Genomic DNA, 25,258 nt, shown 5'->3' on the forward strand with positions numbered 1-25,258 from the left:
AATAATAATCAAAGTGAAAGTTTAAGCGTGATGTTAAAAGCTATTGCTAAACGCTCGATTCTGTAGTTCAAAACTTTGCGGCGTGAACACCAGCACTGAGCCTTGCGTATACCAATCGCCAAGTACGATACGGGTTTTAGTGCAATTGTTAGCATTAAATGTATGGATGTCTGGGCGGTGAGTATGGCCGTGGATCATCAGATCGACATTGTTTCGTTCCATCACATCTTCGACTTCTTGCTGTGTCACATCCATGATGTCGAGAGACTTGGTCTGCTTGTCATCTTTGATATCTGATTGAACCTTTGAAACAATTTTCTTCTTGATGAAAAATGGAATTCGGTTGAAGACCCATTGTAACCATGGCTGATGCACTTTTTCGCGAAAGGCGAGGTACTTTACATCTTCAGTACATAGGGTATCTCCATGCAATACTACCGCTTTTTTCCCGTAGATATCGATCGTAGAAACTTCGTCGAGAAGTTGTACGCCCGTTTGCTTAGCAAATTTTTTGCCGACTAAGAAGTCGCGGTTCCCTTGAGTAAAGTAACAAGGCACGCCTGTTTTCACTAAGTCGATAAACGCTTGGCGGATAGAAGTCGCGAATTCACTCTTATCATCGTCACCAATCCAGAATTCGAAAAGGTCACCTAATACGTAAAGTGCATCCGCTTCTACGGCTTCTTTCTTCATAAAGGCTAAGAAGCAGTCTGTGATGTCTTCTCGTGACGGAGAAAGGTGCAGATCTGATATAAAATATGTTTTCATAGGTCTAAAAAAAGGGAGCGATTCGCTCCCTATATCCTGATTTTATCGGCTCATCAATACTAACCGAAAGCGATGAATTAAGCTTCGATTGTAGTACCAGTGATGATCACTTCTTCTAGAGGTACATCTTGGTGCATACCCATAGAACCAGTGCTAACACCTTTAATCTTGTTTACGATGTCCATGCCTTCAACAACTTCTGCGAATACACAGTAGCCCCAACCGTCTAGGCTTTCGCTACGGAAGTTTAGGAAAGAGTTGTCGTTAACGTTGATGAAGAACTGAGAGCTCGCTGAATGCGGTTCCATAGTACGAGCCATTGCTAGCGTACCAACTTTGTTCGCTAGACCGTTGTTTGCTTCGTTCTTGATCGTTGCACGAGTTGCCTTTTCTTTAAGGCCAGAAGTCATGCCGCCGCCTTGAATCATGAAACCATCGATAACACGGTGGAATAGTGTGTTGTCGTAGAAACCGTCACGGCAATACTGTAGAAAGTTTGCGCTTGTTTCTGGTGCTTTTTCTTCGTTAAGTTGAACTTTGATATCACCAAAATTTGTGTGAAGGATGATCATGATTGTTACCTTACTGTCTTTTTAATATGAAGTTCGAATTCTAGCGCATGTTGGCAGACTTTCAAATCACCAAATCATTAACTTAACTTGGTTGTTTGAGGTAATTACTGCTTTGGGGGATTACCTAATAACGCATGAATTGATATACTTGACCTCTTATTTTGATTAATACACAAATATAGATAGAGATCATGCTGAAAATTTATAACACACTCACAAGACAGAAAGAGGAATTCAAACCAATTACAGCTGGCAAAGTCGGTATGTATGTCTGTGGGGTAACCATATACGATCTCTGTCATATTGGTCATGGTCGTACGTTCGTTTCTTTCGACGTAGTAACTCGTTACCTTCGTTACCTTGGTTACGATTTGAATTTCGTTCGTAACATCACAGATATCGATGACAAAATCATCAAACGCGCTAACGAAAACGGTGAGTCTTGTGACTCTCTGACTGAGCGTTTAATCGGTGAGATGCACGCTGACTTTGATGCATTGAACATGAAGCGTCCAGATGTTGAGCCTCGTGCGACAGAATACATCACTGAAATCATCGAGCTTGTTGAAAAGCTGATTGAACGTGGTTTCGCATACGTTGCAAGCAACGGCGACGTGATGTTTGAAGTAAAGAAATTCGACGAATACGGTAAGCTTTCAAAGCAAGACCTTGATCAGCTTCAAGCGGGTGCTCGCGTTGATGTTGAATCTGCAAAACGCAGCCCACTAGACTTCGTTCTTTGGAAGATGTCTAAGCCAGGTGAACCTACATGGGAATCGCCATGGGGCCCGGGTCGTCCAGGTTGGCACATCGAATGTTCAGCAATGAACTCGTCTATTCTTGGTAACCACTTCGATATCCACGGTGGTGGTTCAGATCTGCAGTTCCCTCACCACGAAAACGAAATCGCACAGTCTTGCTGCGCGCACGGCACTCAGTATGTAAATACTTGGATGCACAGTGGTATGGTGATGGTAGACAAAGAGAAGATGTCTAAATCACTGGGTAACTTCTTCACTATCCGTGACGTGCTAGCACATTACGATGCTGAAACGGTACGTTACTTCCTAATGTCTGGTCACTACCGTAGCCAGCTAAACTACAGCGAAGATAACCTAAACCAAGCTCGCGCATCACTAGAGCGTCTATACACGTCACTTCGTGGCCTAGACCTTACAGCCGCTCCTGCCGGTGGCGAAGAGTACGTGACTCGATTCTCTACAGCGATGAACGATGATTTCAACACACCTGAAGCTTATTCAGTACTGTTTGAAATGGCTCGTGAAATCAACCGTATCAAGCCTGAAAGCATTGAAAAAGCAAGCGGACTGGGTGCATTGATGCGTGAACTAGCAGACATCATCGGTATTCTTCACCAAGAGCCAGAAGCCTTCCTACAAGGTGATGCGGCAGGTAACGACGACGAAGTGGCTGAAATCGAAGCGTTGATCAAACTGCGTAACGACTCTCGTGCTTCAAAGGATTGGGCAAATGCCGACCTTGCACGTGATAAGCTAAACGAGTTGGGTATTGTTCTGGAAGATGGCCCAGAAGGTACGACTTGGCGTCGTAAGTAAATCTTATAAAAAGGGCTGATTTTCAGCCCTTTTTTCTAGCACGAATTCTCTATTTTCACCTTTTCTATCTTCAACTTTTAATTAACAGGAATATTTCTGTGGCTCAGATGTATTTTTATTACTCGGCAATGAATGCGGGTAAATCAACAACGCTTCTTCAATCTTCATTCAACTACCAAGAACGTGGCATGACGCCAGTGATCTTTACGGCAGCTTTGGACGATCGCTATGGTATCGGTAAAGTGAGCTCACGAATTGGTCTGCAATCTGAAGCTCAGCTGTTTAAAAATGACACCAACATGTTTGATGCGATCAAAAAGCTCAATGAGGAAGAAAAGCGTCATTGTGTTTTGATCGATGAGTGCCAATTTTTATCGAAGGAGCAGGTGTACCAATTAACAGAAGTGGTTGATAAGCTGCACATCCCTGTACTTTGTTACGGCCTACGTACCGATTTCCTGGGTGAACTGTTTGAAGGTAGCCGTTACTTACTGTCTTGGGCAGATAAACTTGTTGAGCTTAAAACAATTTGTCACTGTGGCCGTAAAGCGAACATGGTAATTCGTACCGACGAGCACGGTGTGGCGATTGCTGAGGGCGACCAAGTGGCTATTGGCGGGAACGACAAATACGTTTCTGTTTGCCGTCTGCACTACAAAGAAGCGTTAGGTAAATAAGCAGCTCTATTTGCTAACGCGAAAGAACGAAAAACGGTGACCAAGTGTCACCGTTTTTGTTTATTGGGCCTGTGTTTTGCTTTCTTCCAAGCCGAGCTTTTGTTTTATTTCCTGCCGAGCTTTTACTTTGTTCAAAGTCTAACTTTTGCTTATTCGAAACCGAGCTTCTTCAATGCTTGATAGGCGTGGTCAACGTCGTCGGGGATCGGCATCTCAATCTGAAAGCCTTTCTCTGGGTAGGATTTGATTCGCTCGTAATCAGCAATTAATGCGCCTAACACCATATCTAACGGCAACTCTTCGTTAAAGTAATCATCCCAAGTTTGCCATCGCGACGTCACGGTAATCTCGGAAGTTTCGTCAGGCCATTGTTTACTGAAGGTTGCGTAGGTACGTTTCTCCATGAAGGGCTTCTGAACTAAGGTTAGCCTCTTCGGCGATAACCCTTTTTCTGTCAGCAACTCATGAGTGAATCGTACATTTTCCCCAGTATTTGTTGCGTGTTTCTCTATGATAATGTCAGAGTCAGGCACGCCACAATCTCGTGCGATAGAAGCGAATGTTTCTGCTTCTGAGCGTTCAAAGCTTCTTTCGGTAAAGCGTCCAACACCGCCAGAAAAAACGATGTAAGGCGCGACCTTTTGGTGATAAAGCTCGGCTGCATATTCAGCGACGCGAGTATCGTTGCTACACAATACAAAGATACAGTCGGAAGGCGTAACCTTGTGACCCATAGACATAAAGTTCCAAAGGGTGTCGACTGAGCGATGCAGTTTTATGTTGGGATCTTTGTTAGCTATAGATTGTTCAGTCATGAAGTGCGTCCAGTGTGGATTCGAATTTAAATGAATAACCTAAGTCGAGAATCTTCTTCGAAGAGATTAACTTGTCTGGGGTATCAACAACAGCGGGCAGAGGCTCACTGCTGTTGGCGCTTTTCAGTGCCGCGGCATAAAACTCCGCCTTACTGACTGTATTTGGTGTGGTCACGTTAACTATTTCATTGTGCAGTTGACTGATAGCGAAATCGACAGCACCAATTGCATCATCAAGGTGCAGCATGTTGGCTGGAGCTTGAGTGCTGACTTGTTTTAACTTGCTTGCGAAGCGTGATGGGTGACGGCTTGGGCCGATTAAGCCACTAAAGCGAAGAATGGTGTAGTCGATACCGGAATCAATCACTGACTGTTCAGCTTGCAGCATGATTCGTGCGTTATCGGAAAATAAAGACGCGTGCTCGTTATCTGAGGTCGAAAGAGGGAGTGATGCATCCAGCTCGTTCAGCACACCCGGCTTAGTTGGGTATACCGTAGTTGAACTAACCATAATGAGCTTTTTAATGTTGGCCTTTTGGCATGCATTGGTGAGTTGCTGCCAGTAGTCGGCATACTCTTGTCCTGCTCCTTTTCTAAAGCCAGGAGGGAAGCTGCCAATCACAATTTCAGTGTTGTTTTCGAGTAACAATGAATAGAGTCGCCCGATAGTCTGTTGTGGATCGGATGAATCAAAGCTAAACACTTCACATGGAATTTGTTCGCTACCAATGGCATCTGCTCCCGCTTGGGTCGTTTTCGTGACCACTACTCGGTTACCATGTTTTTCTAAATGTTCAGATAAAGGTGCACCTACCCATCCTGCACCGACAATAAATATAGAAGCCATGTGTTCCTCACAACTGCAAATGACGAATTTACAATAAGCCTAACAAAGCTTTGCCCAAAAATGAAAAAACTCCACGGCCGAAGCAAGTGGAGTTTTTACTAGAACAATGGAGCTTTAGTTTAGTACGCGAAGAAGCTTGTCTGCGCGCTCTGCCATCTCGATACCTTCATCTGTTAGGTAACCGCCGTCTGGCTGAGTACAAAGGTTTTTTTCGAATAGGCGCTTAACAGCGTCTTGAGTTTCTTGAGCTGCCTCTTGATGGACTTTAATTCCAGTAGCTGCACTACTTACATCAAATTGAAGAAGGAGGTTTAAATCAGCAATATGTTCAGCGTTGTACTTCATAATTGACCTATATATTCATAACGTTCTCTACCTTCACCTTAGTGCGCATTCTCGGCTCAGGCAATAGCAAATAAAGAGAATTGATAAGTGATACCAAATTGATTGATTAATCATCGAGTGATGAGTTTATTTTGGTTATATTGGGTGATTTGCACCCACTTAAATCATCAGTGATGTTTATTGCTAAGTGGTTGTAATATATTGTGACTAGAAATAATTTGCATTGAGCGAATATTGTATAAAAAGGATATGCATAAGTGAGAGCGAACAAAGTAGCATTAACGATCAGTATGCTATTTGCTATCTCAGGTTGTCAAAGCACACCCTCAGAGCAGACAGACGCGAACCAAACCACAAACAACAATAATGAATCGACAATAGAGGTCCGTTCATTTCAGTCTGTCCAAAGCGTTTACTCCGAATGGGAAGTTAAGCTTGAAGACCATGCTCAATTGTCTCTCTATGCACCAGAGAATTACAATGAACTATTAGACGCATGGGATGATGCTGAAAGCATTTATGCGGACTTACTTAAAGACGAAACTCGGATAACCAAGAGTTACTCCATTTTTTCGAGCCTAACTTACGCTGAAGCCTTCGATGAAAAAATCGCTTTGATCAAATCAAACTATGACTCGATCTTAGTGTTAAAGAAGAAGGCTGATCGAGTACTCGCGGATTCGATTGTCCAAATGGATTACCTGAAGTTTCTTGGCGCAGATACCATGTTTACCTCGAGCTACAAACGTTTGTATTCAGAATACAGCGAGTTGTTCGAGTATGTGCTGGTCGATGAGCTTGAAGACGCTCAAGAAGCGCAGGTGGAATTTCTTAACAATGCTCGCTTACTAGAAGTTAAAGTGGCGCATAAGAAATACATCGAACCTTTGAAGAACGAATTAGAGTTCTTGGAAGATGAAGATTTCGATGACGTTGTTCCACTGACGTTTGCTAAAGCGGCATCTCAAATTGCTTTGGCAGAAAGCCAAGTGAAAGCCAGTCCCCGTGAAAAGTCTATCATTGAAGACGCAGTTCACGCTGCGGAGTTCGAATTAAACCACGTACGCAGTGTTGCTCATGAAGTCAAAGTGCTGGCGAGCGTAAAAGGCGACCAGTTCGAACAGTCGGTTTTGAATGCAGAGAACCAGTTATTGAGCATTTCACGAGTGGTTAATGATGAAGATCACCGTGATGTTGTATTGCGTCTTCAGTCTCAAAAAATTGTAGCGAGTGTTAAAGCGCTGAAAGGCTCAGACATGACGGCGTCATTAAAGTCAGAGATTAAAACTTTGACTGAGCAATTAGCTAAGCTGGAGTCTGAAAACCAGAAGCAAGCGCAGCAACTGTCTGAAGCAACCAAGCACAGTGAGTTGCTCGGTGAGCAGATTACCAAGAGTGATGCTCACATTAAAAGCTTAGAAGAGTTAGTGGATAGTTTGAAAAGCTTAGGTGGCAAAGTGGCCAACGAAAGTGACTCTGATGTGATGTCCCCAGCTGTTGAATCTACTCTAGAGGATTCAACCCTAGAACAATCATCAGAAGAAGTGATTGAACCTTCGGTTTAGCATCACTAATTTCTTTATTTGTGATTGAGTTAAAAGCGCCTTAGGGCGCTTTTTTACGTTCTGTTGATCTATGTCAAAATCTAGAAATAAAAGCGCTCTGTGAGCCATTTTAGTGTACGTTATTCTTTGATTTTTAACGTAACTTGTTGATATTTATAGATGTGTTATTTTCTATGCTGATAACTAATCATTCAGCAGAGTTTTCTTTTTACTACTAAAGTCGTATGAATTTGGAATAACTCGGACTATTTGCTTTCAACAAGGCTGTGAGAGCTATTTTGTGCCTAAAATAGCTCTTGAATTCAGAAATGAAAGAGAGGATTATCGCGCTCCCGACGACATGTTTCAAAATGTAAATCATCATGAATCTAAACCAATTTGACTCATTATTACCGCCACAAATGGCTGAGCGCGCTGCAGATATTGGCGTAGGTAAAGCAACCAAAGATCCAATCAAATCTTTTCTCCTAGCGATTTCCGCTGGCATACATATCGGTATTGCGTTTGTGTTTTACACCATCGTAACGACTGGTGCTGGTGATTTGCCGTGGGGTATTACTCGCTTATTAGGTGGCCTTGCATTTAGCTTGGGCCTAATCCTCGTTGTTGTTACTGGCGGTGAACTATTTACCAGTTCGGTGCTCACTCTTGTTGCTCGTGCAAGTGGCAAGATTAGCTGGGGAACCCTAGTAAAGAACTGGGCGACCGTTTATATCGGTAACCTTATTGGTGCTTTATTGCTAGTGGCATGCATGCTTCTGACTAAACAGTACATGTTCGACCATGGGCAAGTGGGTTTGAATGCCATGGCCATCTCTCAGCACAAAATGCACCATGGTTTTATCCAAGCTATCGCGCTTGGCATCATGTGTAACGTATTGGTTTGTATCGCGGTATGGATGACGTTTAGTGGACGAACACTGACTGACAAAATTGCAGTACTGATTTTACCTGTCGCGATGTTTGTATCATCGGGCTTTGAGCACTGTATTGCGAATATGTTCCAAGTTCCTTTAGCTATCGGTATCAAAACATTTGCTCCAGCTGAATTTTGGACAATGACGGGCGCTAATCCTGCGGACTATGTTGATCTGAACATGATGGACTTTCTGATGAACAACTTGCTGCCCGTTACCATCGGTAACATCATTGGCGGCGGTATCTTTGTTGGTATGTGGTACTGGTTGATCTACCTACGTGACTAACTCAGTTGACGAAATGAGTTAACGCTCTGTGGAAACACTTAACTGACTTATGACATTTACAAGACGGCCTGCATTGCAGGCCGTTTTTTATTTGTGGAAAACTTACTTATTCATTTCTCTAATTATTGAAACGAACGCCCAACAACGCTGATTTTCATGTGTGTATATGTCTTTGAAAACCCCCAAGGATCAATGGCAATGATCTTTTGTTGAGTCAAAGTGACCAAAAAAGGATCGATGTTGATTTGGTTATCCACAATTTCTGTGGATAACCTGTCTCAAATTCGGTGAGTAACCAGAACTGAGGGGAGGAGGTAGCTAGTTTGTTGGTTGTATACGGGCGAGAACTCGACCTTCTTTTGTTAGAGAGGTCTTCAAAGCTAGGTGAAGTGAGAGTGCCAAAGAACAGCTCATCATCACGAAAATCGCCAGCATGATCATCAGTTGATACTTAATTGCGATCATTGGTGAAGCTCCCCCGAGAATTTGACCTGTCATCATCCCCGGTAGCGTTACTAAGCCTGTGGTTGCCATTGAGGCCATAATAGGAGACATCGCTTTCTGTATAGCATTACGCACAAAAGGCGCTGCAGCATAAGTAGGAGACGCGCCTAACGCGATTGCTGCTTCATATTCTGATTTCTGTGTTTCAAAAGCACCAAACAGGTTCTGCAATGCCACTATATTACTGCTTAAGCTATTACCCAATAACATCCCTGCGATCGGGATAAGGTACTGAGCGTTAAAAACCGGTGTTGGTTTAATGATAAATAAGCAGATGAACAAGACAATGGGTACACAGGTTACCGCTAGGCTCACAGCGACAGGCACTAACAAGAGGTTTCGGGGTAACTTGGACTTTTCAACAATCGAGCTTGCCCCAACGATAATCATCGTAAATAACCACAGTAAATTGACCCACAAGCTATTCAAAGTGAACAGGTATTCTAGGTAGAGGCCAACCAGAAATAGCTGAACAGTCATGCGAATGATGCTGATAGAAGCCTCTTTTCCAAGGCCAAGTTTTAGCTTGTGGTTGATTACAATTGGTAGCAAGAGAAGTGAACTGAAAAACAATAATTGCCACCAAGATATATCAATAACGTCTTGCATAATGCTTCCTTTTAATAAGGCTTCTATCATATCTGAAAGTGCCAAATGATGCATTTCAGAGTCATACCTGTCGAACTCAAAAAAGGCTCAATTATTTAACATTCAAAGTACAAAATAATGGTTATTTGAGGGTTTTTTGGCTACTACTTAGTAGGTAAAACGTTAAAATTGGTTACACTACGGTTGCGTAAATGTTGGAGTTTAACATTTGTGAAATGTACTTAATTCTTCACATTTGTTAATACTTTTTAATAACTTTGTTTAACTAAAAACAACTTTGGATGAGCTCAAAAAAGTATTGATTAGCAAGGGTTATAACGGGAGATTTGATTGAACCCTACTTTGAGTATGGTCTAAAATTTGTCGTTAGATACTTAAGAACTTTAGCCCCATAGAATGGGTTACTCGAAATTACTAAATACAAAATAGGCAAAATGTATGAGTGATGTTAATAAAATTGAAACTAGCGAAAAACATTCGCTGGAGTGGAAGTCTTTCCTCTTCATCGCGGTGGTTCTCTTCCCAATATTAAGTGTGGCTTTTGTAGGCGGTTACGGCTTCCTAGTTTGGGCACTGCAAGTGTTTGTATTCGGACCTCCAGGTGCTCACGGCGGCATGTAATGCCCTCTTGCTATCACATTTTTATTAGAACTAATTTTTAAGAGAGCTAAACATGAAATCATTTTTAGTTAAATTATGGCGCACAATGACTCGCCCAGCGGTACACATCAGTCTTGGTGTACTAACTATGGGTGGCTTTATCGCCGGTGTTATTTTCTGGGGCGGTTTTAATACAGCGCTAGAACATACGAATACAGAAGAGTTCTGCGTAAGCTGTCACACTATGCGTGACAACGTATACGTAGAACTACAAGAAACGGTTCACTGGAAAAACACTTCTGGTGTACGTGCTACTTGTCCTGACTGTCACGTTCCACATGAATGGACAGCAAAAATTGCTCGTAAGATGCAAGCATCTAAAGAAGTCTTCGCTCAAGTATTTGGTGACCTAGATACGCCTGAGAAATTCGAAGCTCGTCGTATCGAGCTGGCTAAACACGAATGGGATCGTTTCTCTTCGAACAAATCTCTAGAGTGTAAAAACTGCCACAACTACGATTCAATGGATTTCGAAAACATGCGCCCAACAGCGCGTATCCAGATGAAAAACGCGGCAGAGCGTGATCAAAGCTGTGTTGACTGTCACAAAGGTATTGCTCACAACCTTCCATTAGATATGGCATCAGCAAGCGGTATTGTTGGCGAGCTAGAAAATGTAGCAAGCAGCACATCTTACGCAAATGGTTCAGACGTAATCTCTATTCGTCACCTACCAATGTATACGGATGAAACAGCTGAAGTTGAAGCGGGTCTATTAAGCCCTGCAAGTAAAGTTGCGGTTATCGACGAAAAAGGCGACATGATCAAGATTCAAATCGACGGTTGGCGTAAAGCGAAAGGCTTCGGACGTGTAATCCAAGAAGACTTCGGTATGAACATCTCAACTGCAATCTTGACGAAAGAAGTATCTCAAAGTGACGTTATCACTGTTGGTGAGAAGAAAGAAGATGAGCTTACTGGCCTTCCATGGGAAGAAGTTAACCTAGCACTTTGGATGAAGAAAGAGTCTATGGTTGATAACTTCGATCCAATCTGGAACGCAGCGGGTCAAGCGTACCAATCTAACTGTTCAACGTGTCACTCACAGCCAGATGAAGCTCACTTCAGCGCTAACGGTTGGGTAGGCATGCTAGATGGTATGATTGCATTCGTTAACTTCGATACAGATACAGAAGCACTGGTTCTTAAGTATCTACAGAAGCACTCATCAGATTTTTCTGAAGGCCATCACTAATAAGACGTCAATTGGAGTAACACAATGGCAATTACAAGAAGAAGTTTTCTGAAAGGTGTCGCTACTACAAGTGCGGCATCGGTTATCGGTCCAAGCTTATTGGCGTCGGCATCAGCGTCTGCAGCAGAAACAGACGGTGCGTGGAAAGTCTCTGGTTCTCACTGGGGTGCATTCCGAGCTCGTGTTTATGCGGGTAAAGTACAAGAAATTAAACCTCTAGAAATCGATCAACACCCAACTGAGATGTTGAAAGGTATTAAAGGTATTATCTACAGCCCATCACGTGTGCGTTACCCAATGGTTCGCCTAGATTGGTTGAAGAAGCATAAATACAGCGCAGACACGCGTGGTAACAACCGTTTTATTCGTGTGACTTGGGATGAGGCACTAGACCTTGTTTACCGCGAGCTAGAGCGCGTACAGAAAGATTACGGTCCATGGGCGCTTCACACAGGTCAAACTGGTTGGAGACAAACGGGTCAGTTCCACAGCTGTACTAACCACATGCAACGTGCAATGGCACTTCACGGTTACTCTGTGAAGAAAATCGGTGACTACTCAACAGGTGCTGGTCAAACGATCATGCCTTACGTGTTAGGTTCTACTGAAGTTTACGCACAAGGTACATCTTGGGAACTTATCTTAGAAAACAGTGACAACATTGTTCTTTGGGGTAACGATCCAGTTAAAAACCTGCAAGTAGGTTGGACATGTGAGACTCACGAGTCGTTCGCATACCTAGAACAGCTGAAAGAAAAAGTTGCTAAGAAAGAGATCAACGTTGTTTCTGTTGACCCTGTTAAAAACAAAACAGGTCGTTACCTAGAAAACGAGCAAATGTACATCAACCCACAAACTGATGTGGCGTTCATGCTTGGTGTTGCTCACGTTCTTTACAACGAAGGCCTATACGACAAGAAGTTCATCGAAACTTACTGTCTAGGTTTTGAAGATTTCATCAAGTACGTTCAAGGTGAAACGAAAGACAGAGTTGAGAAGACGCCAGAATGGGCTTCTGCTATCTGTGGCGCAAGCGCGGACTCTATTCGTGACTTCGCTAAGATGCTGGTTAACGGTCGTACACAGATTCTTGTTGGTTGGAGTATCCAACGTCAAGAGCACGGTGAACAGCCTTACTGGATGTGTGCAGTTATCGCAGCAATGGTTGGCCAAATTGGTCTTCCGGGCGGTGGTATCTCTTACGGTCACCACTACTCTGGTATCGGTGTATCTTCAACTGGCTTCGCTGCTCCGGGTTCATTCCCGCTGAACATCGACAAAGGTCAATCGCCTAAGCACACTAACACTGATTACAACGGTTACAGCCGCGTAATCCCTGTTGCTCGTTGGGTAGATAGCCTGTTAGAGCCAGGTAAGAAGATCAAAGCAAACGGCGCAACAGTGACACTGCCTGACATCAAGATGATGGTATTCAGTGGTAACAACCCGTGGCACCACCACCAAGATCGCAACAAGATGCGTAAAGCATTCAAGAGCCTACAAACTGTAGTGGCTGTTGATTTCGCTTGGACTGCAACTTGTCGTCACTCTGATATTGTTCTTCCAGCTTGTACTCAGTGGGAACGTAACGATATCGATGGTTACGGCGCGTACTCTGGCCGTGGTTTGATCGCAATGCACAAGCTAGTGGATCCTCTGTTCCAGTCTAAGACTGACTTCGAGATCATGTCTAGCCTAACTAAGCGTTGGGGTCGTTACGACGATTACACGCGTGGTATGGACGAAATGCAGTGGGTTAAATCTCTGTACGACGAATGTCGCGCATCAAACGAAGGTAGCTTCGAAATGCCTGAGTTTGCTGAGTTCTGGGAGAAAGGTTTCCTAGACTTCGGCAAAGGTAAGCCATGGACTCGTCACGCTTCATTCCGTGAAGATCCAGAGATCAACGCACTAGGCACGCCTTCTGGTTTCATCGAAATCACAAGCCGTACTGTTGGCAACATGGGTTACGAGCACTGTCAAGAACACCCAATGTGGTTCGAGAAATCTGAACGTTCACACGGTGGTCCAGGCTCTGACAAGCACCCGTACTGGCTACAATCTTGTCACCCAGACAAGCGTCTTCACTCTCAGATGTGTGAATCTGAAGAGTGGCGTGCGACTTACGCGGTACAAGGCCGTGAGCCAATCTACATCAACCCAGTAGATGCTAAGAAGAAAGGCATCAAAGATGGCGATGTAGTACGTGTGTTTAACGACCGTGGTCAACTACTAGCAGGTGCTGTTCTAATGGATAGCTACGCTCCTGGTGTTGTTCGTATCGAAGAAGGTGCTTGGTACGGTCCGATCAACGAGAAAGTGGGCGCGCTAGATACATACGGCGATCCAAACACACTGACTCAAGATATCGGTACGTCTGAACTTGCTCAAGCAACGTCAGCAAACACATGTTTGGTTGATTTCGAGAAGTTCCAAGGCAAACTGCCTCCAGTAACTTCATTCGGTGGTCCAATCGAAGTAGCTTAAGCCTCTCGCTTAAAAGCTAAGATTAGAGCTTGAATTAAAGCCCCTGTAAGGATTCTTACAGGGGCTTTTTGTATTTCTAATATCTGTACAGAGATTTCTAATTAAGTCTTGTAGTCGCGTTTATGAAGGCTTTTTAGCGGCGAGTTATAAAGTATGGCTTGAGATAAGTTGCAGAAGCAACGTGGTAACAGCTATGGGGCAAAGGAAGAGGGTTTTTGAGTGCTTTCTAAAGAGCTAGGTCGTCGAAAGTAAAAAGGCCGATACAGAGTACCGACGATTTGAAACCTAAGGAGTGAAGCCTAAATCTTGAATAAAAACTTGAGCCTTGAATAGAAACTTAAGCTTAAAGTTCGAACATAAACCAATAACCGTATGCACAGATCAAAGCGGGCACACTCGAATACAAGGTCGCGATAAGCGCTGCTTTAGGTGCCATGGCAATCGCAGGGAATAACGCATCACCATCATTTGAAATCGCATTACCAACCTGAGCCGAAAGTGGAAGCGCACCTGATAGGTACAAGCTAGTGACCAATAATTGCGGTCCACAGCCCGGTAGCAAACCCATCAACACGCCAGCCAGGGGGAGCATGATGCCCCAGCTTGAGAATAGCGTCGCAAAATCAACATTTGCTATCACAGAGCCAAATTCAAAGAAAAGAAAGGCAACCACCACCCAAGCGGTGACAAAGTTTGTATCTTGAGCGGTCTTTTGCAATGGGTGAGAGCCTATACACTTTTCGTCCTCACTCACGGCTGATTTGTAATCCTCAATTTCACGGGTTAGCCCCCACAGAAACATCGAGCTGATCAGCAAAACTGTCCCCGCCCATTCCATCGACATTTCAGGCAAAGCGAGCAGCTCGTTCACATCGACTTGAAAAGAGCCAAGTAGGGCAACGGCAGCACCCGGAATAATCAGTACAGACCACAGGTAACCTTGCAGGTTTATCGCTTTTTTAGAGACCGATTCTTTGTCTTGAGATTGAGAAGCACAGCTGCTCACCACTTCATTTTTCTCTGCTTTTTTTGGGCGTAAGAAGTCGTCTGCGTGAAACAAGTTAATGATTCGGCCTGACGCAGTACCCACGATCACGCCCATCGCCATCATGGCTAAACCTGTCTTAGGCTCGCTCGCTATGAGCAGGAACGCCGCGTCACCCATGGTTGAGACGAGCACCGCAACTACCGCACCAAATCCGAGTTTTCCCGAGATAAATTGTGTGGTTACCACTATCGCACCGCCACAGCCGGGCAACGCGCCCATGAGAGCCGCGAATACCACTTGGTTTGAACGAGATTGATGGACGAGCTTATTGAAGACGTTATCTTTGTTTATGTACAGACTTAACCAGTGGTAAATAGCCAAGGTTAAAGCAACATAACAAGACACTGCCCAAAACGCGTCTGACAAAGTAGTCACCGTCAGCTCTCGTGTAGCTGGGGCTGCAACCAAAGCTGCAAGTGAGACAGGCAAAAGCAGGCGCTTAAATGACAGTGAAAACTGAGTTGTTTTCGCAGCACTACTGCTTGGCAAAAAAGAGATTAGTCGATCCATAGGTGTTACTCAAAATTAGTGGCTTAAGATAAATATATACGAATGATAATAATTATCAATTGCATTTGTTGTTTTTTTATCTATTGTTACTATTGGCTAAACCCACGAAACATGACCAATCTAAAAAAATGAGGTAAAGTATGGCTAATAAAGAGAGGCTCTAAAGGTAGAGTCATAATTGTTAGTGTAATAGGAAGAAACATGATTTTAGTTGTTGGTCACAAAAACCCTGATAGTGACAGTATTTGTAGTGCGTTAGTTGCAACTGAGCTTCTTAAGGCTCGTGGCGAGGAAGCGACACCAATTCGCCAAGGCGAGATCAACCGCGAAACTCAACACATTCTAGAAGTCGCTGGTGCTGAAAAGCCAGAGCTTCGTACTTCTGTTGCTGGTGAGAAAATCTGGCTAGTAGACTACTCAGATCTAGCACAAGCACCAGATGATGTTGCTGATGCAGAGATCGTAGGTATTGTTGATCACCACCGTCTAGGCGACGTGATGACAGTAAACCCAATGGAAGCTTGGATCTGGCCTGTTGGTTGTACAAACACTGTACTTTTCAACATGTTCAAGATTGAAGGTCACGCAATCTCTCAACAAATCGCTAAACTAATGATGTCTGCAATTCTTTCAGACACAGTTGGTTTCGCTTCTCCAACATGTACTCAAAAAGACAAAGACGCGGTTGCTGAGCTTGCTGAAATTGCTGGCGTAACTGACGTTGATGCATTCATCAAAGCGCTTCTAATCGCAAAAACAAACATCGAAGGCCTATCTGCTGCACAGCTAGTAGAAAAAGACCTTAAAGGCTACCCATTCAACGGTCGTGATGTTGTTGTTGGTCAAGTTGAACTTGCGACTCTTGAGCAAGTAGACGGCATGATCGAAGCGCTAGAAGCTGATCTTGAAGAGCGTTGTGAGAAAGACGGTCTAGCGTTCGCTGCGGTAATGCTAACAGATATCACTACTGCTCAAACTCGTCTTCTATACAAAGGTGAGTGGGCTGAGAAATTGGTTAAGCACGAGAAAGGCGGCGTATTAATGATGGAAAATACACTAAGCCGTAAGAAGCAAGGCTGGCCTTGGCTACAAGGTGAGCTTGTTTAATCAAGTCGCTTAATATTAAACGCCTGCTTATTTAGCAGGCGTTTTTCTTTGAAGTAGACTTTCTTCTTCATCGATAATGTTTGAAGTTAACAACACTCGGCATAAAATAGCTTTAAGAGCAAAGTTACTGACTAAAGTAGGAAATTAAGATGACTACACAGCTAGACGATAAAAAAATCGCTGAAATCAACAAGTACACGGGCGAGCAACGCCTGAAATACTGTGTGAAAGAAATCGTAGCAAACCGTGAAGTATGGATCTTAACCGATGAACACGGTTGTGTAATGCTGAACACAGAAGATGAAGATTGTGTTCCAGTATGGCCAAACCAAGAGTTCGCAGAATCATGGGCAACGGGTGATTGGTCTGAGTGTAAAGCTGAGTCTATTTCGTTGAACAAATGGCACAGTCGCTGGACGAACGGTCTAGAAGACGACGAACTTGCTGTTGTAGTATTCCCGAACGAGCAAGAAGAAGGCGTTATCTTGTTCCCGGATGAGTTCGACTTCGAATTGAAAAAGCAGGCAGCTAAGCGCTAGTTCTTTCGTAATACAGTAACATCGTAAGTCAGCGTTGCCTTTCTTAGGCAGCGCTATCATTCAATTATCCCATCTAAGTTACTTCCAACGTATATTCGTCAATACCCAATCAACTGATACAAAGGCGCTTGCTGTGCGGCTTTAGAAGCTTGCTGAAGCACACCTGTTTTGCTGTATCTCTTGAGTATCTTTCGAACGATAGGTTTTACTTCAGATTTTGTCATTCCAGCTTTCAATTCTGGTTCATACAGCAATTGCAGTAGCACTACGTCTAACGGCGATAATAAGTCTTCTGGCGTGTGGTCGTTGAAAATAGAAGGGTAGGCTTTATCTGAATCATTCGGCAGGCCTAGAACTTGTGTGATCTCTTCCACGATACAGGCGACCAGCTTACCTCGCGATCTTGCCTGATCAACCGGGATTACAATCCCAGCGTATACAATCTCGCCTTTAGAATTGGTTCTATAGCCCGCCGTGCAGATGGCGCTATTTAAATGTTGAGTTGATTTGAGCTTGAGCACCGATTTCGCCTCAGATACCCACTGGCTCTGCCTTGTGTATATCCATTTAACGTTCGCTTCGGACTCTTTACTGACGATTGTTATTGGATGTTGGGTGACTTCTGATAAGTGTTTGATATGAAGCTCTGTGAGCTCTTGATGCAGTTCCTCATCGCCCACTCGATGATCGATCCAAATCTTGATCGGTTGTTTCCACTTGGCGAGCGGTTTGTTGCCTTGGGAGTATTCGTGTTGAAGCGCGACGTTATAAAAGGCAGTTTCGACGAAGCTTCTATCTAGCCATGTGAGCGGTGTGCTTGTCGCGTTAAAGGACAACAGCACCAACAAGAGGGGAAGCATTGAAGCTGTTCGATACATACTTTTCCCCTCTGCTAAATGTAGCGTGATTCCAGGTTAGTGGTTCGGCGCTTTGGAGAAATGGCTCTCAACCAATCTTTGGGTGATTTGGTGAGTTGGATTGGTTAGCACTTGATCTGTTTCCCCACTCTCAACCACATTGCCTTCATGCATGACAATAATCTTGTCGGTAATGTGCTTAACAATACCGAGGTGTTGAGATACATAAACGAACGATACGCCCATCTCTTCTTGTAACTCTAAGAACAGATTGATGATTTGCGAGCGCATTGCCATGTCCAAACCATTTAAAGCTTCATCAGCAACAATGATGGATGGCTGAAGTATTAAGGCACGAGCCAAACAAACCCTCTGTTTCTGGCCTGCAGCAAGCATCTGAGGGTAGAAATACGCATGTTCCGGTAGAAGGCCTACGCGCAGTAGTGTGTCTTTCACACGACGCATACGAGCTTCTGGAGGCATGTTGGTGTTTCGCTTTAATGGACCTTCAAGAATTCGACCGATCTGAATGCGCGGGTTAAGTGACGTATTCGGATCTTGGAATATCATTCGAATCAGCTTACAACGAGTCGAGTAGTCTTTGTGCTCTAGCTTTTCGCCATTCACGCGGATCTCGCCTGCGGTTGGCTCCACCATGCCTGCGAGCATTCTGGCTAATGTTGATTTGCCAGAACCATTCTGGCCGATAAAACCAATTGTCTGGCCTGCTTCAAGAGAAAAGCTAACTGGCTTCACCGCCTGATGAATCTTTTTACGGAAAAGACCAGAGCGAGTCGTAAAGTCTTTAGACAAATCACTGACTTCTAATAATGCACTCATGATTTCTTTTTCTTCTCCATATTCAGAGGGAAGTGACAGTTGAACTTATGGTTCTTGATACGTTTCGTATGTGGGATCTCGACACACTGCCTTTGTGCGTATGGGCAGCGAGGCCCTAATCGACAACCAATAGGAAGATGTTGCAGCGGTGGAATTGACCCCGGCAAAGACTGGAGCTTCTCCTTGTGGGCAATCCAGTCGTTAAAGTCTGGCATCGCTTTTAACAAAGCAACGGTGTACGGGTGCTTTGGTGCATCCAACAGCTTCGGTGTATCAGCGGATTCTACCGATTGACCACAGTACATCACGGTAATGCGAGTCGCCCATTGGGTAATGGTGGTTAAGTCATGGCCGATCAACACGATGGTGGTGTTATTGATCTGGTTCATACGACTCAAAAGACGCAATATTTGAGACTGTGTAATTGGGTCTAAATCGTTGGTTGGCTCGTCAGCAATCAAGACTTTTGGCTTGGCAGCGATCGCCATTGCGATCATGACTTTTTGACACTCACCATCTGTCAGCTCATAAGAGTAACTGTCCATTAGGCGAGAGTGGTCTTTGATGCCGACTTTGTGTAGTAATGCGATCGCTTGCTTCTTACGCCACTTAAATCGTTGCCACCATCGACCTTCAAACGAATGGGAAGGGATCGCTTCAACGAGCTGGTTACCTACTTTTTCAGAAGGGTCAAGACACGTTGATGGCTCTTGGAAGATCATTGCGATATCGCGGGCGATCACTCGGCGTCTTTCTTTCGGCGTCAGTTGCAGTAGGTCGATATTACCTAAGCGCATTCGGTCTGCAGAAACCTTCCAGTTTTCTTTACATACTCCGACGATCGCTTTTGCAACCAAACTCTTACCTGAGCCTGATTCACCTACTAAGCCACGAATTTCCCCTTCATTGAGGGTAATACTCATTCGATCTACGGCTTTAACCATCCCTTGAGGGGTCTCAATCTCGATGGTTAGATGTCGAATATCAAGTAACGGCATTATTCGATTCCTGCATTTAGCGCTTGGCGAACACCTTCACCGACGAGGTTAATCACGATAACTGTAAACATAATAGCTAAGCCGGGTAGGGTAACTGTCCATGGCGCAAGGTAAATCAACTCGACCGAATCACCCAAGATGGAGCCCCATTCGGTACTCGGTGCTTGAGCGCCAAGCCCTAGGAAACCTAAAGCCGTGATATCAAGAATTGCGACTGACAGTGCCAGCGTAACTTCAAGAGCGATCACGGTAAGGATGTTCGGAAGGATTGAGTTCCATAGCAGGTAAAAATCGTTCGCACCATCAAGGCGAGAAGCCAGAATATAGTCTTTTTCTACTTCAGCATGCACGGCAATGTACACCGAGCGTATAAAGCGCGGGATCAGTGCCAAGCACAAGGCGAGCAAGATATTAAACTCCCCAAAGCCAAGGAATGCCACGAAGATAATCGCCAGCAGAAGAGATGGAATCGACATAACAGTATCAAGCAGGTGGTTTAGCGTGCTTGATAGTAAACCGCGCGTCATACCAGCAAGTACGCCAATCAGACAACCAATGACGGCTGCGATAAAGGTAATCACCACCGCGGCGCCGAAGGTTAACTGAGAGCCAATTATTAGGCGAGAGAGAATATCTCTGCCTAAGTCATCCGTACCCAAAAAGTATTCTACCGTTCCCGCAGGATCCCAAGAGGGCGGCGTTAATAGGTGACCGGTTTGTTCTTGTGCATCATGCGGGGCTAGCCACGGTGAAGTGACGGTGACCAGAATGATAAGCACCAAACACCACAAGCCAAACATAGCTAGATTATTGCTGCGGAAGCTGCGCCAGAAACGTTCGAACTGGGTTGGAATCTGTTCTTCTTGGTAGACGTTATTTGTTAGCATACCATTCCTTCCTTACCAGTGGATTGATCATCGCGCCCAGTAGATCGGACAGAATATTAGCGGTCAAAACTAAGGTAGCCACCACAATTACACCAGCTTGAATTGAAACGTAATCTTGATTCGATAAGGCATCCAATAACCAGCGGCCAATGCCCGGCCAGTTAAAGATAGACTCGGTAACAATAGCAAGCGTTAACATACTCGATAGCTGAACACCGACCTTAGGAATAATCGGAGGTATCGCGTTTCTTAGCACGTGCTGCGTGATGATCTCTCTAGTGGAAAGACCTTTAATTCGCGCAGCGCGGATGTAGTTTTGCGTCATTACTTCAGCCACTGACGCTCTCATCAATCGGATGACCTGAGTCGTTGGCGCCAGTGCTAAAACAAGACAAGGCAACGCCATGTGCTCGATAACACTTTGTAGTGCGTGCGCACGGTAGCGACCCTCGGCAAAAAAGGCGTCAATCATCGCGAATCCAGTCACGTGTTCAATCTCGTAAAGTAGGTCGTATCGGCCACCAACTGGGAACATTTCAAAGTGCAGTGAAAACACCATGATCATCAGCAACGCGACCCAAAATATAGGCGCAGAGTAACCGGCCATTGAGGTGAACGATATGGTGGTATCAACAAATTTACCTTGTCTCATACCAGCAATGGTGCCGAAAGGAATACCGATGATGAGTGCCAACACAAAGGCAAAGAAGCACAGCTCTAGCGTTGCAGGGAACACCAGGACCAACTCATCGATGATAGGCACACCGTGTTTGCTTAGGCCAAAGTTTAGCGTCGATAATTCAGTGATATAGCTAATCCAACCGGGCCAAAAATCTTGAATTGCCCAAGGTGAGGTTTGGTCTAATCGAAGCAGGGAAAAACCTACCAAGGTCAGAATTCCTAGCGTAATAACGAATAAGTTTACACGTCTTAATGTATACCAAAACATTACTGCACCTCTCTTCTGACTTGATCAAAAGGTTGGGCATTGAAAGGACTTGCTTTAAAGCCTGTTAGCGAACGATCGTGCACGCGAAATTGCACGCCATGAGCTAAAGGAATCACAGGAACTTCTTCATTGAGAATGTTTTGGGCTTGTCGGTACAAGTTCACACGGTGCCTTTGTTGATTGATCTCTAATGCTAAGTCGAGAAGGAAATCAAAGTCTGAATTACACCACATCGAGACGTTTAACCCTGCACGCTCAGAGCTGCATGAGAGCAGCGGACGTAAGAAGTTGTCCGGGTCACCGGTATTGCCTATCCAGCCTGTAAGCAACAAGTCTGTTGAGGAAATAGAGGACAACTGTGTGCGGTCAAATCGGTCGTCGGTATAGAGTTTCAATTCAATACCAATATCGGCTAAGTTTGCTTGGATAAGTTCTGCCGTTTTTCTTGGACTTGGATTGTATGCGCGTGGCTCTAGTGGTACCCACATTGAAAGCTCTAACCCAGGTTCAACGCCAGCTTCTTTGAGAAGCGCAACCGCATAGTTTCGGTCGTAGCGAACTTGAACGCTGTCTTTTTGGTGAGCCCAAGAAGTCGGAGGAAGCAAGGTGTAGGCTTTGGTTCCTGTACCGTAATACACAGAATCAAGAATGTTCTGACGATTGATGGCTAAGTTGAGCGCTTTACGAACTCGAGAGTCACGCAGTGCAGGGTGCTCAGTATTCAGCGCGATGAAAGAGACATTAACCGCCGGAGTAGCAGAAATCTTCAACTCTTCATGAGCCTGAATAATAGGGATTTGGCTAGAAATTGGTGAGTTGAGCACGTCACACTCACTACGCAGAAGCTTGGCAAGTGTGCCTGTTCCACGTTGCGAAGTATCGAACACAACTTGGTCCATTTGTACTTCACCTTTCCAGTAGTGCTTGTTCTTTTTCAAGCGCACTAGGTCGTTGATTTGGTATTCATCTAAGTAGAAAGGGCCAGTGCCGACTGGATTGGAATCGATTCGATTTTTCTCATCCGCTGCAATGAGCTGATTGGCATACTCCTTAGAGTGAATGACTGCATAGCTGGTGGCGATATTGTTGAGAAACGAATTGTCTGGGCGACTTAATTGGAATTTCACCGTTAGGTCATCAACTGCGGTGATATCGACAATCAGGTTTTTGAAGTCGATTCCGGCAAACCATGGGTATAGGCCGCCACCCACATAATGAAATGGGTTTGAACTATCAATGACACGTTCAAAGCTAAACACCACATCTTGTGCATTCATGCTACGAGTTGGGGTGAACCAGTCTGTGGTTTGGAACGCAACATTTGGGCGCAGTTTGAACGTGTATTCTGTACCTGATTTATCAACAGACCAACTTGTCGCTAAGTTCTGTTTTGGTCGGTACGTCATCGGATCAAGAGTGAGCAGTGTATCGAAGATTTGAGGACTCAGCGATTCTGCGGTAATGCCACTATCAACTAGCTGTGGATTGAAGGTACTAGGATTACCTTGGCCGCAATAAATGAAGCCTTTTTCACGGATTTGCTCGTGATTCACACTCTCACCACATCCAGCGAGAAAGCTCAACGTGCAGATGCTCAGTGATAGTCTTATTAGTGCTTTCATAAAAAGAAATACTTTTCGAAACGAGGCGTTAGAGGAGCCTCAAGATCCGGACAATTTAACATTTTATTTATTCGGCTCCAAATAATAATCAAGCGTGGACAGCTATTTATCGTTAGCTTGTCCGACAATCGCGTACTTCCTCACCATTCCACGTAATTGGTTGTAGGTTAACCCAAGTAATTCTGCGGCTTGTTTCTGGTTATATTTGCTCTGTTTGAGGGCTTGGTTGAGTAGCTTGATGTCTTGTTGTTCTTGCCATGCTTTGTAATCAAGCGGCAAAGAAAACAAGCTCTCTGATGAAGTATGGCTGTTAGACGGCTCATTGCCAGTTTCCGGAGAGGAATCTTGCTCTGTTTTCCATGCGGGTTTAAATGGGTTAAACACCAAATATTCAATAGGATATGGATCTTTTCCGTGCTGATAGATAGCTCGCTCAATGACGTTTTTGAGTTCTCGTACATTCCCTGGCCAAGAATAATCCAAAAGCGATTCAACGGCAGAGGGGGCAAAGCCAACAAACAACTCCAATTCCAATTCACGACACATCTTAATGGCGTAATATTCTGCCAGTAGCATGATGTCTTCTTTTCGCTCACGCAAAGGAGGGATAGTAATGACGTCAAACGCCAGTCTATCTAATAGGTCTGCTCGGAATTCGCCCTTTAATGCCATGTATGGTAAGTCGGCATTGGTTGCACACACCAGTCTGACATTGGCACTTAGCGCCTTTTGCCCACCGACACGTTCATATTGCCCGTATTCAATAACGCGCAGTAGTTTCTCTTGAACCGCAAGGGGAGTGGTCGCCAGCTCATCCAGAAACAGCGTTCCGCCTTCTGCTCTTTCAAAACGACCTTGATGACGCCCTTTCGAACCCGTAAAGGATCCCGATTCATGACCAAACAGTTCTGAATCAATCAAACCTTCACTTAAGGTTGAGCAGTTCAATGAGATCAAAGGTTGATCCCAACGTCTTGAAAGGTAATGCAGTCTTTGTGCGATCAACTCTTTACCTGTGCCACGTTCGCCAATGATCAGAATGGGTCTTTCTATTGGTGCGAGTTGGGAAACTTTATCTAACACAGAGAGAAAGCTAGGTGATTCACCAATGAGGTTCTGCTGCATAGCGGGTCCTTGTATGAATTAATCGCTGGAGAGGTCATGTAAGAGCCATAGTGGTGAAAAATACCAATACTTGGCTAAATTCATCATAGCATGGTTCGAGTTAATCACCATTTTATTGTAAGTAACTGATAATAAATGGCTTAAAAGTTGGCACGCTACTTGGATTATTTATGGTAGGTTTAACAACAAACGTAAATTTTTGAGCAAGTGGATTGATAAAGTCGCACAACGATTTGAAACGCATTTGCCATCATTGTAATTAAGGAGTTCCTCATGGGTATTTTTTCTCGCTTTGCAGACATTGTAAATTCAAACATCAGTGCACTATTAGATAAGGCTGAAGATCCAGAAAAGATGATTCGTCTTATTATCCAAGAAATGGAAGACACCTTAGTTGAAGTTCGTACCAACTCAGCAAAAGCAATTGCTGACAAGAAAGAGCTAGCGCGTAAAGTAGAAGCTATCGAAACACAGATTCTAGATTGGCAAAATAAAGCGACACTTGCCCTGACCAAACAACGCGAAGATTTGGCGAGAGCGGCGCTAATCGAAAAGCAAAAACTGGAAGACATCATCAAGAGCCTTCACACCGAACAAACCTTGGTTCATGAAACCATCGAAAAATTGACGAGTGAAATTGGTAAACTTGAAACAAAGATCGCAGAAACTCGTGCAAAGCAACAAGCATTAATGATTCGTAACAATGCGGCAAGCAACCGTCGTGATGTTCAAAAACACCTGCACTCAAGCAAAACCAACGAAGCAATGGCGAAGTTTGAGCAATTCTCGCGTAAAGTGGATGAATTAGAAGCTGAAGCGGACGTTTACGCTAAGACTGGCAACGCAAAATCTTTAGACCAAGAGTTTGCCGAGCTACAAGCTCAAGATGAAATCGAAAAAGAGCTAGCGAAACTGAAGCAACAAGTTGAAAACCGCGATAAATAATCTAG

At 44.3% G+C, this 25,258-nt stretch carries 24 protein-coding genes; 10 read left to right on the forward strand and 14 right to left on the reverse strand.

Annotated elements, in window-relative coordinates; all coding sequences use genetic code 11:
• Positions 1-33: 33 nt before the first annotated feature.
• Both lpxH and A136_RS09030 read right to left on the reverse strand, forming a co-directional pair.
• Positions 34-768 carry a UDP-2,3-diacylglucosamine diphosphatase gene (gene lpxH / locus A136_RS09025; protein ID WP_017065321.1) on the reverse strand — a complete coding sequence of 245 codons (735 nt, stop codon included), beginning with the start codon at positions 766-768 and terminating at the stop codon, positions 34-36.
• Between the two features lie 77 nt (positions 769-845).
• Positions 846-1,340 carry a peptidylprolyl isomerase gene (locus A136_RS09030; protein WP_017060275.1) on the reverse strand — a complete coding sequence of 165 codons (495 nt, stop codon included), beginning with the start codon at positions 1,338-1,340 and terminating at the stop codon, positions 846-848.
• Between the two features lie 191 nt (positions 1,341-1,531).
• Here A136_RS09030 and cysS point away from each other — a divergent pair, with 191 nt between their 5' ends.
• The gene (cysS, locus tag A136_RS09035) at positions 1,532-2,917 is read left to right on the forward strand and encodes a cysteine--tRNA ligase (protein WP_017060276.1); all 1,386 of its coding nucleotides are present in this window, start codon (positions 1,532-1,534) and stop codon (positions 2,915-2,917) included.
• Positions 2,918-3,015: 98 nt separating this feature from the next.
• Positions 3,016-3,594: a thymidine kinase gene (locus A136_RS09040; RefSeq protein WP_017060277.1), complete on the forward strand. Its 579-nt coding sequence runs from the start codon at positions 3,016-3,018 to the stop codon at positions 3,592-3,594.
• A gap of 149 nt (positions 3,595-3,743) precedes the next feature.
• Here the strand turns inward: A136_RS09040 and A136_RS09045 are convergent, their stop codons facing one another.
• The 3 genes from A136_RS09045 to A136_RS09055 all read right to left on the reverse strand — a co-directional run bounded on the left by A136_RS09045 (position 3,744) and on the right by A136_RS09055 (position 5,601).
• On the reverse strand, positions 3,744-4,409 hold the full coding sequence (locus A136_RS09045; RefSeq protein WP_032546910.1) for a YdcF family protein: 666 nt from the start codon (positions 4,407-4,409) through the stop codon (positions 3,744-3,746).
• Complete coding sequence (locus A136_RS09050; protein WP_017060279.1) at positions 4,402-5,256, reverse strand: NAD(P)H-binding protein; 855 nt, start codon at positions 5,254-5,256, stop codon at positions 4,402-4,404. Before A136_RS09050 ends, A136_RS09045 begins: the two co-directional genes overlap by 8 nt.
• Positions 5,257-5,370: 114 nt before the next feature.
• Positions 5,371-5,601: a TIGR02647 family protein gene (locus A136_RS09055; protein ID WP_017060280.1), complete on the reverse strand. Its 231-nt coding sequence runs from the start codon at positions 5,599-5,601 to the stop codon at positions 5,371-5,373.
• 257 nt (positions 5,602-5,858) lie between these two features.
• Here A136_RS09055 and A136_RS09060 point away from each other — a divergent pair, with 257 nt between their 5' ends.
• A complete protein-coding gene (locus A136_RS09060) occupies positions 5,859-7,166 on the forward strand; it encodes an ATPase (RefSeq protein ID WP_017065323.1) in 1,308 nt (435 codons plus the stop codon).
• A 362-nt stretch (positions 7,167-7,528) separates the two neighbouring features.
• Positions 7,529-8,371 (forward strand): formate transporter FocA, encoded by an 843-nt coding sequence (gene focA / locus A136_RS09065; protein ID WP_017065324.1) that lies wholly within the window; start codon positions 7,529-7,531, stop codon positions 8,369-8,371.
• Between the two features lie 318 nt (positions 8,372-8,689).
• Here the strand turns inward: focA and A136_RS09070 are convergent, their stop codons facing one another.
• Positions 8,690-9,484, reverse strand: a complete 795-nt coding sequence (locus A136_RS09070; protein ID WP_017065325.1) for an ABC transporter permease — start codon at positions 9,482-9,484, stop codon at positions 8,690-8,692.
• Positions 9,485-9,922: 438 nt separating this feature from the next.
• On the opposite strand from A136_RS09070, the gene torE reads away from it, so the two are divergent.
• From torE to torA, 3 genes are read left to right on the forward strand one after another with little or no spacing between them, the layout of a single operon-like run.
• Positions 9,923-10,105: a trimethylamine N-oxide reductase system protein TorE gene (gene torE / locus A136_RS09075; protein ID WP_017060298.1), complete on the forward strand. Its 183-nt coding sequence runs from the start codon at positions 9,923-9,925 to the stop codon at positions 10,103-10,105.
• A gap of 52 nt (positions 10,106-10,157) precedes the next feature.
• A complete protein-coding gene (gene torC, locus A136_RS09080; RefSeq protein WP_017060299.1) occupies positions 10,158-11,339 on the forward strand; it encodes a pentaheme c-type cytochrome TorC in 1,182 nt (393 codons plus the stop codon).
• A gap of 24 nt (positions 11,340-11,363) precedes the next feature.
• Positions 11,364-13,826, forward strand: a complete 2,463-nt coding sequence (gene torA / locus A136_RS09085) for a trimethylamine-N-oxide reductase TorA (protein ID WP_017065326.1) — start codon at positions 11,364-11,366, stop codon at positions 13,824-13,826.
• 343 nt (positions 13,827-14,169) lie between these two features.
• On the opposite strand, the gene A136_RS09090 is transcribed toward torA, so the two are convergent.
• Positions 14,170-15,384 carry a putative manganese transporter gene (locus A136_RS09090; protein ID WP_017065327.1) on the reverse strand — a complete coding sequence of 405 codons (1,215 nt, stop codon included), beginning with the start codon at positions 15,382-15,384 and terminating at the stop codon, positions 14,170-14,172.
• Positions 15,385-15,585: 201 nt separating this feature from the next.
• On the opposite strand from A136_RS09090, the gene A136_RS09095 reads away from it, so the two are divergent.
• Entirely contained in the window at positions 15,586-16,491 is a 906-nt protein-coding gene (locus A136_RS09095; RefSeq protein ID WP_017065328.1) for a manganese-dependent inorganic pyrophosphatase, read from the forward strand.
• A gap of 149 nt (positions 16,492-16,640) precedes the next feature.
• Positions 16,641-17,030, forward strand: a complete 390-nt coding sequence (locus A136_RS09100) for a DUF2750 domain-containing protein (protein ID WP_004734596.1) — start codon at positions 16,641-16,643, stop codon at positions 17,028-17,030.
• Positions 17,031-17,128: 98 nt separating this feature from the next.
• Here A136_RS09100 and A136_RS09105 read toward each other — a convergent pair whose 3' ends face one another.
• The 7 genes from A136_RS09105 to pspF all read right to left on the reverse strand — a co-directional run bounded on the left by A136_RS09105 (position 17,129) and on the right by pspF (position 24,308).
• Positions 17,129-17,908: a DUF2927 domain-containing protein gene (locus A136_RS09105; protein WP_029235301.1), complete on the reverse strand. Its 780-nt coding sequence runs from the start codon at positions 17,906-17,908 to the stop codon at positions 17,129-17,131.
• Between the two features lie 36 nt (positions 17,909-17,944).
• Positions 17,945-18,727 (reverse strand): peptide ABC transporter ATP-binding protein, encoded by a 783-nt coding sequence (locus A136_RS09110; RefSeq protein ID WP_017060304.1) that lies wholly within the window; start codon positions 18,725-18,727, stop codon positions 17,945-17,947.
• Positions 18,724-19,725 (reverse strand): peptide ABC transporter ATP-binding protein, encoded by a 1,002-nt coding sequence (locus A136_RS09115; protein ID WP_017065330.1) that lies wholly within the window; start codon positions 19,723-19,725, stop codon positions 18,724-18,726. The genes A136_RS09110 and A136_RS09115 overlap by 4 nt, the downstream gene beginning before the upstream one ends.
• The gene (gene sapC / locus A136_RS09120; protein ID WP_017065331.1) at positions 19,725-20,612 is read right to left on the reverse strand and encodes a putrescine export ABC transporter permease SapC; all 888 of its coding nucleotides are present in this window, start codon (positions 20,610-20,612) and stop codon (positions 19,725-19,727) included. Before sapC ends, A136_RS09115 begins: the two co-directional genes overlap by 1 nt.
• Positions 20,599-21,561 (reverse strand): ABC transporter permease, encoded by a 963-nt coding sequence (locus A136_RS09125; protein ID WP_017060307.1) that lies wholly within the window; start codon positions 21,559-21,561, stop codon positions 20,599-20,601. Before A136_RS09125 ends, sapC begins: the two co-directional genes overlap by 14 nt.
• The gene (sapA, locus tag A136_RS09130; RefSeq protein WP_017065332.1) at positions 21,561-23,183 is read right to left on the reverse strand and encodes an ABC transporter substrate-binding protein SapA; all 1,623 of its coding nucleotides are present in this window, start codon (positions 23,181-23,183) and stop codon (positions 21,561-21,563) included. Before sapA ends, A136_RS09125 begins: the two co-directional genes overlap by 1 nt.
• Before the next feature lie 102 nt (positions 23,184-23,285).
• The gene (gene pspF / locus A136_RS09135; protein WP_017065333.1) at positions 23,286-24,308 is read right to left on the reverse strand and encodes a phage shock protein operon transcriptional activator; all 1,023 of its coding nucleotides are present in this window, start codon (positions 24,306-24,308) and stop codon (positions 23,286-23,288) included.
• Positions 24,309-24,581: 273 nt separating this feature from the next.
• Between pspF and pspA the strand changes: the two genes are divergently transcribed.
• On the forward strand, positions 24,582-25,253 hold the full coding sequence (pspA, locus tag A136_RS09140; RefSeq protein ID WP_010440091.1) for a phage shock protein PspA: 672 nt from the start codon (positions 24,582-24,584) through the stop codon (positions 25,251-25,253).
• Positions 25,254-25,258 lie beyond the last annotated feature (5 nt).

The sequence above is a fragment of the Vibrio crassostreae 9ZC13 genome, assembly GCF_000272045.2.
Classification (GTDB): domain Bacteria; phylum Pseudomonadota; class Gammaproteobacteria; order Enterobacterales; family Vibrionaceae; genus Vibrio; species Vibrio crassostreae_C.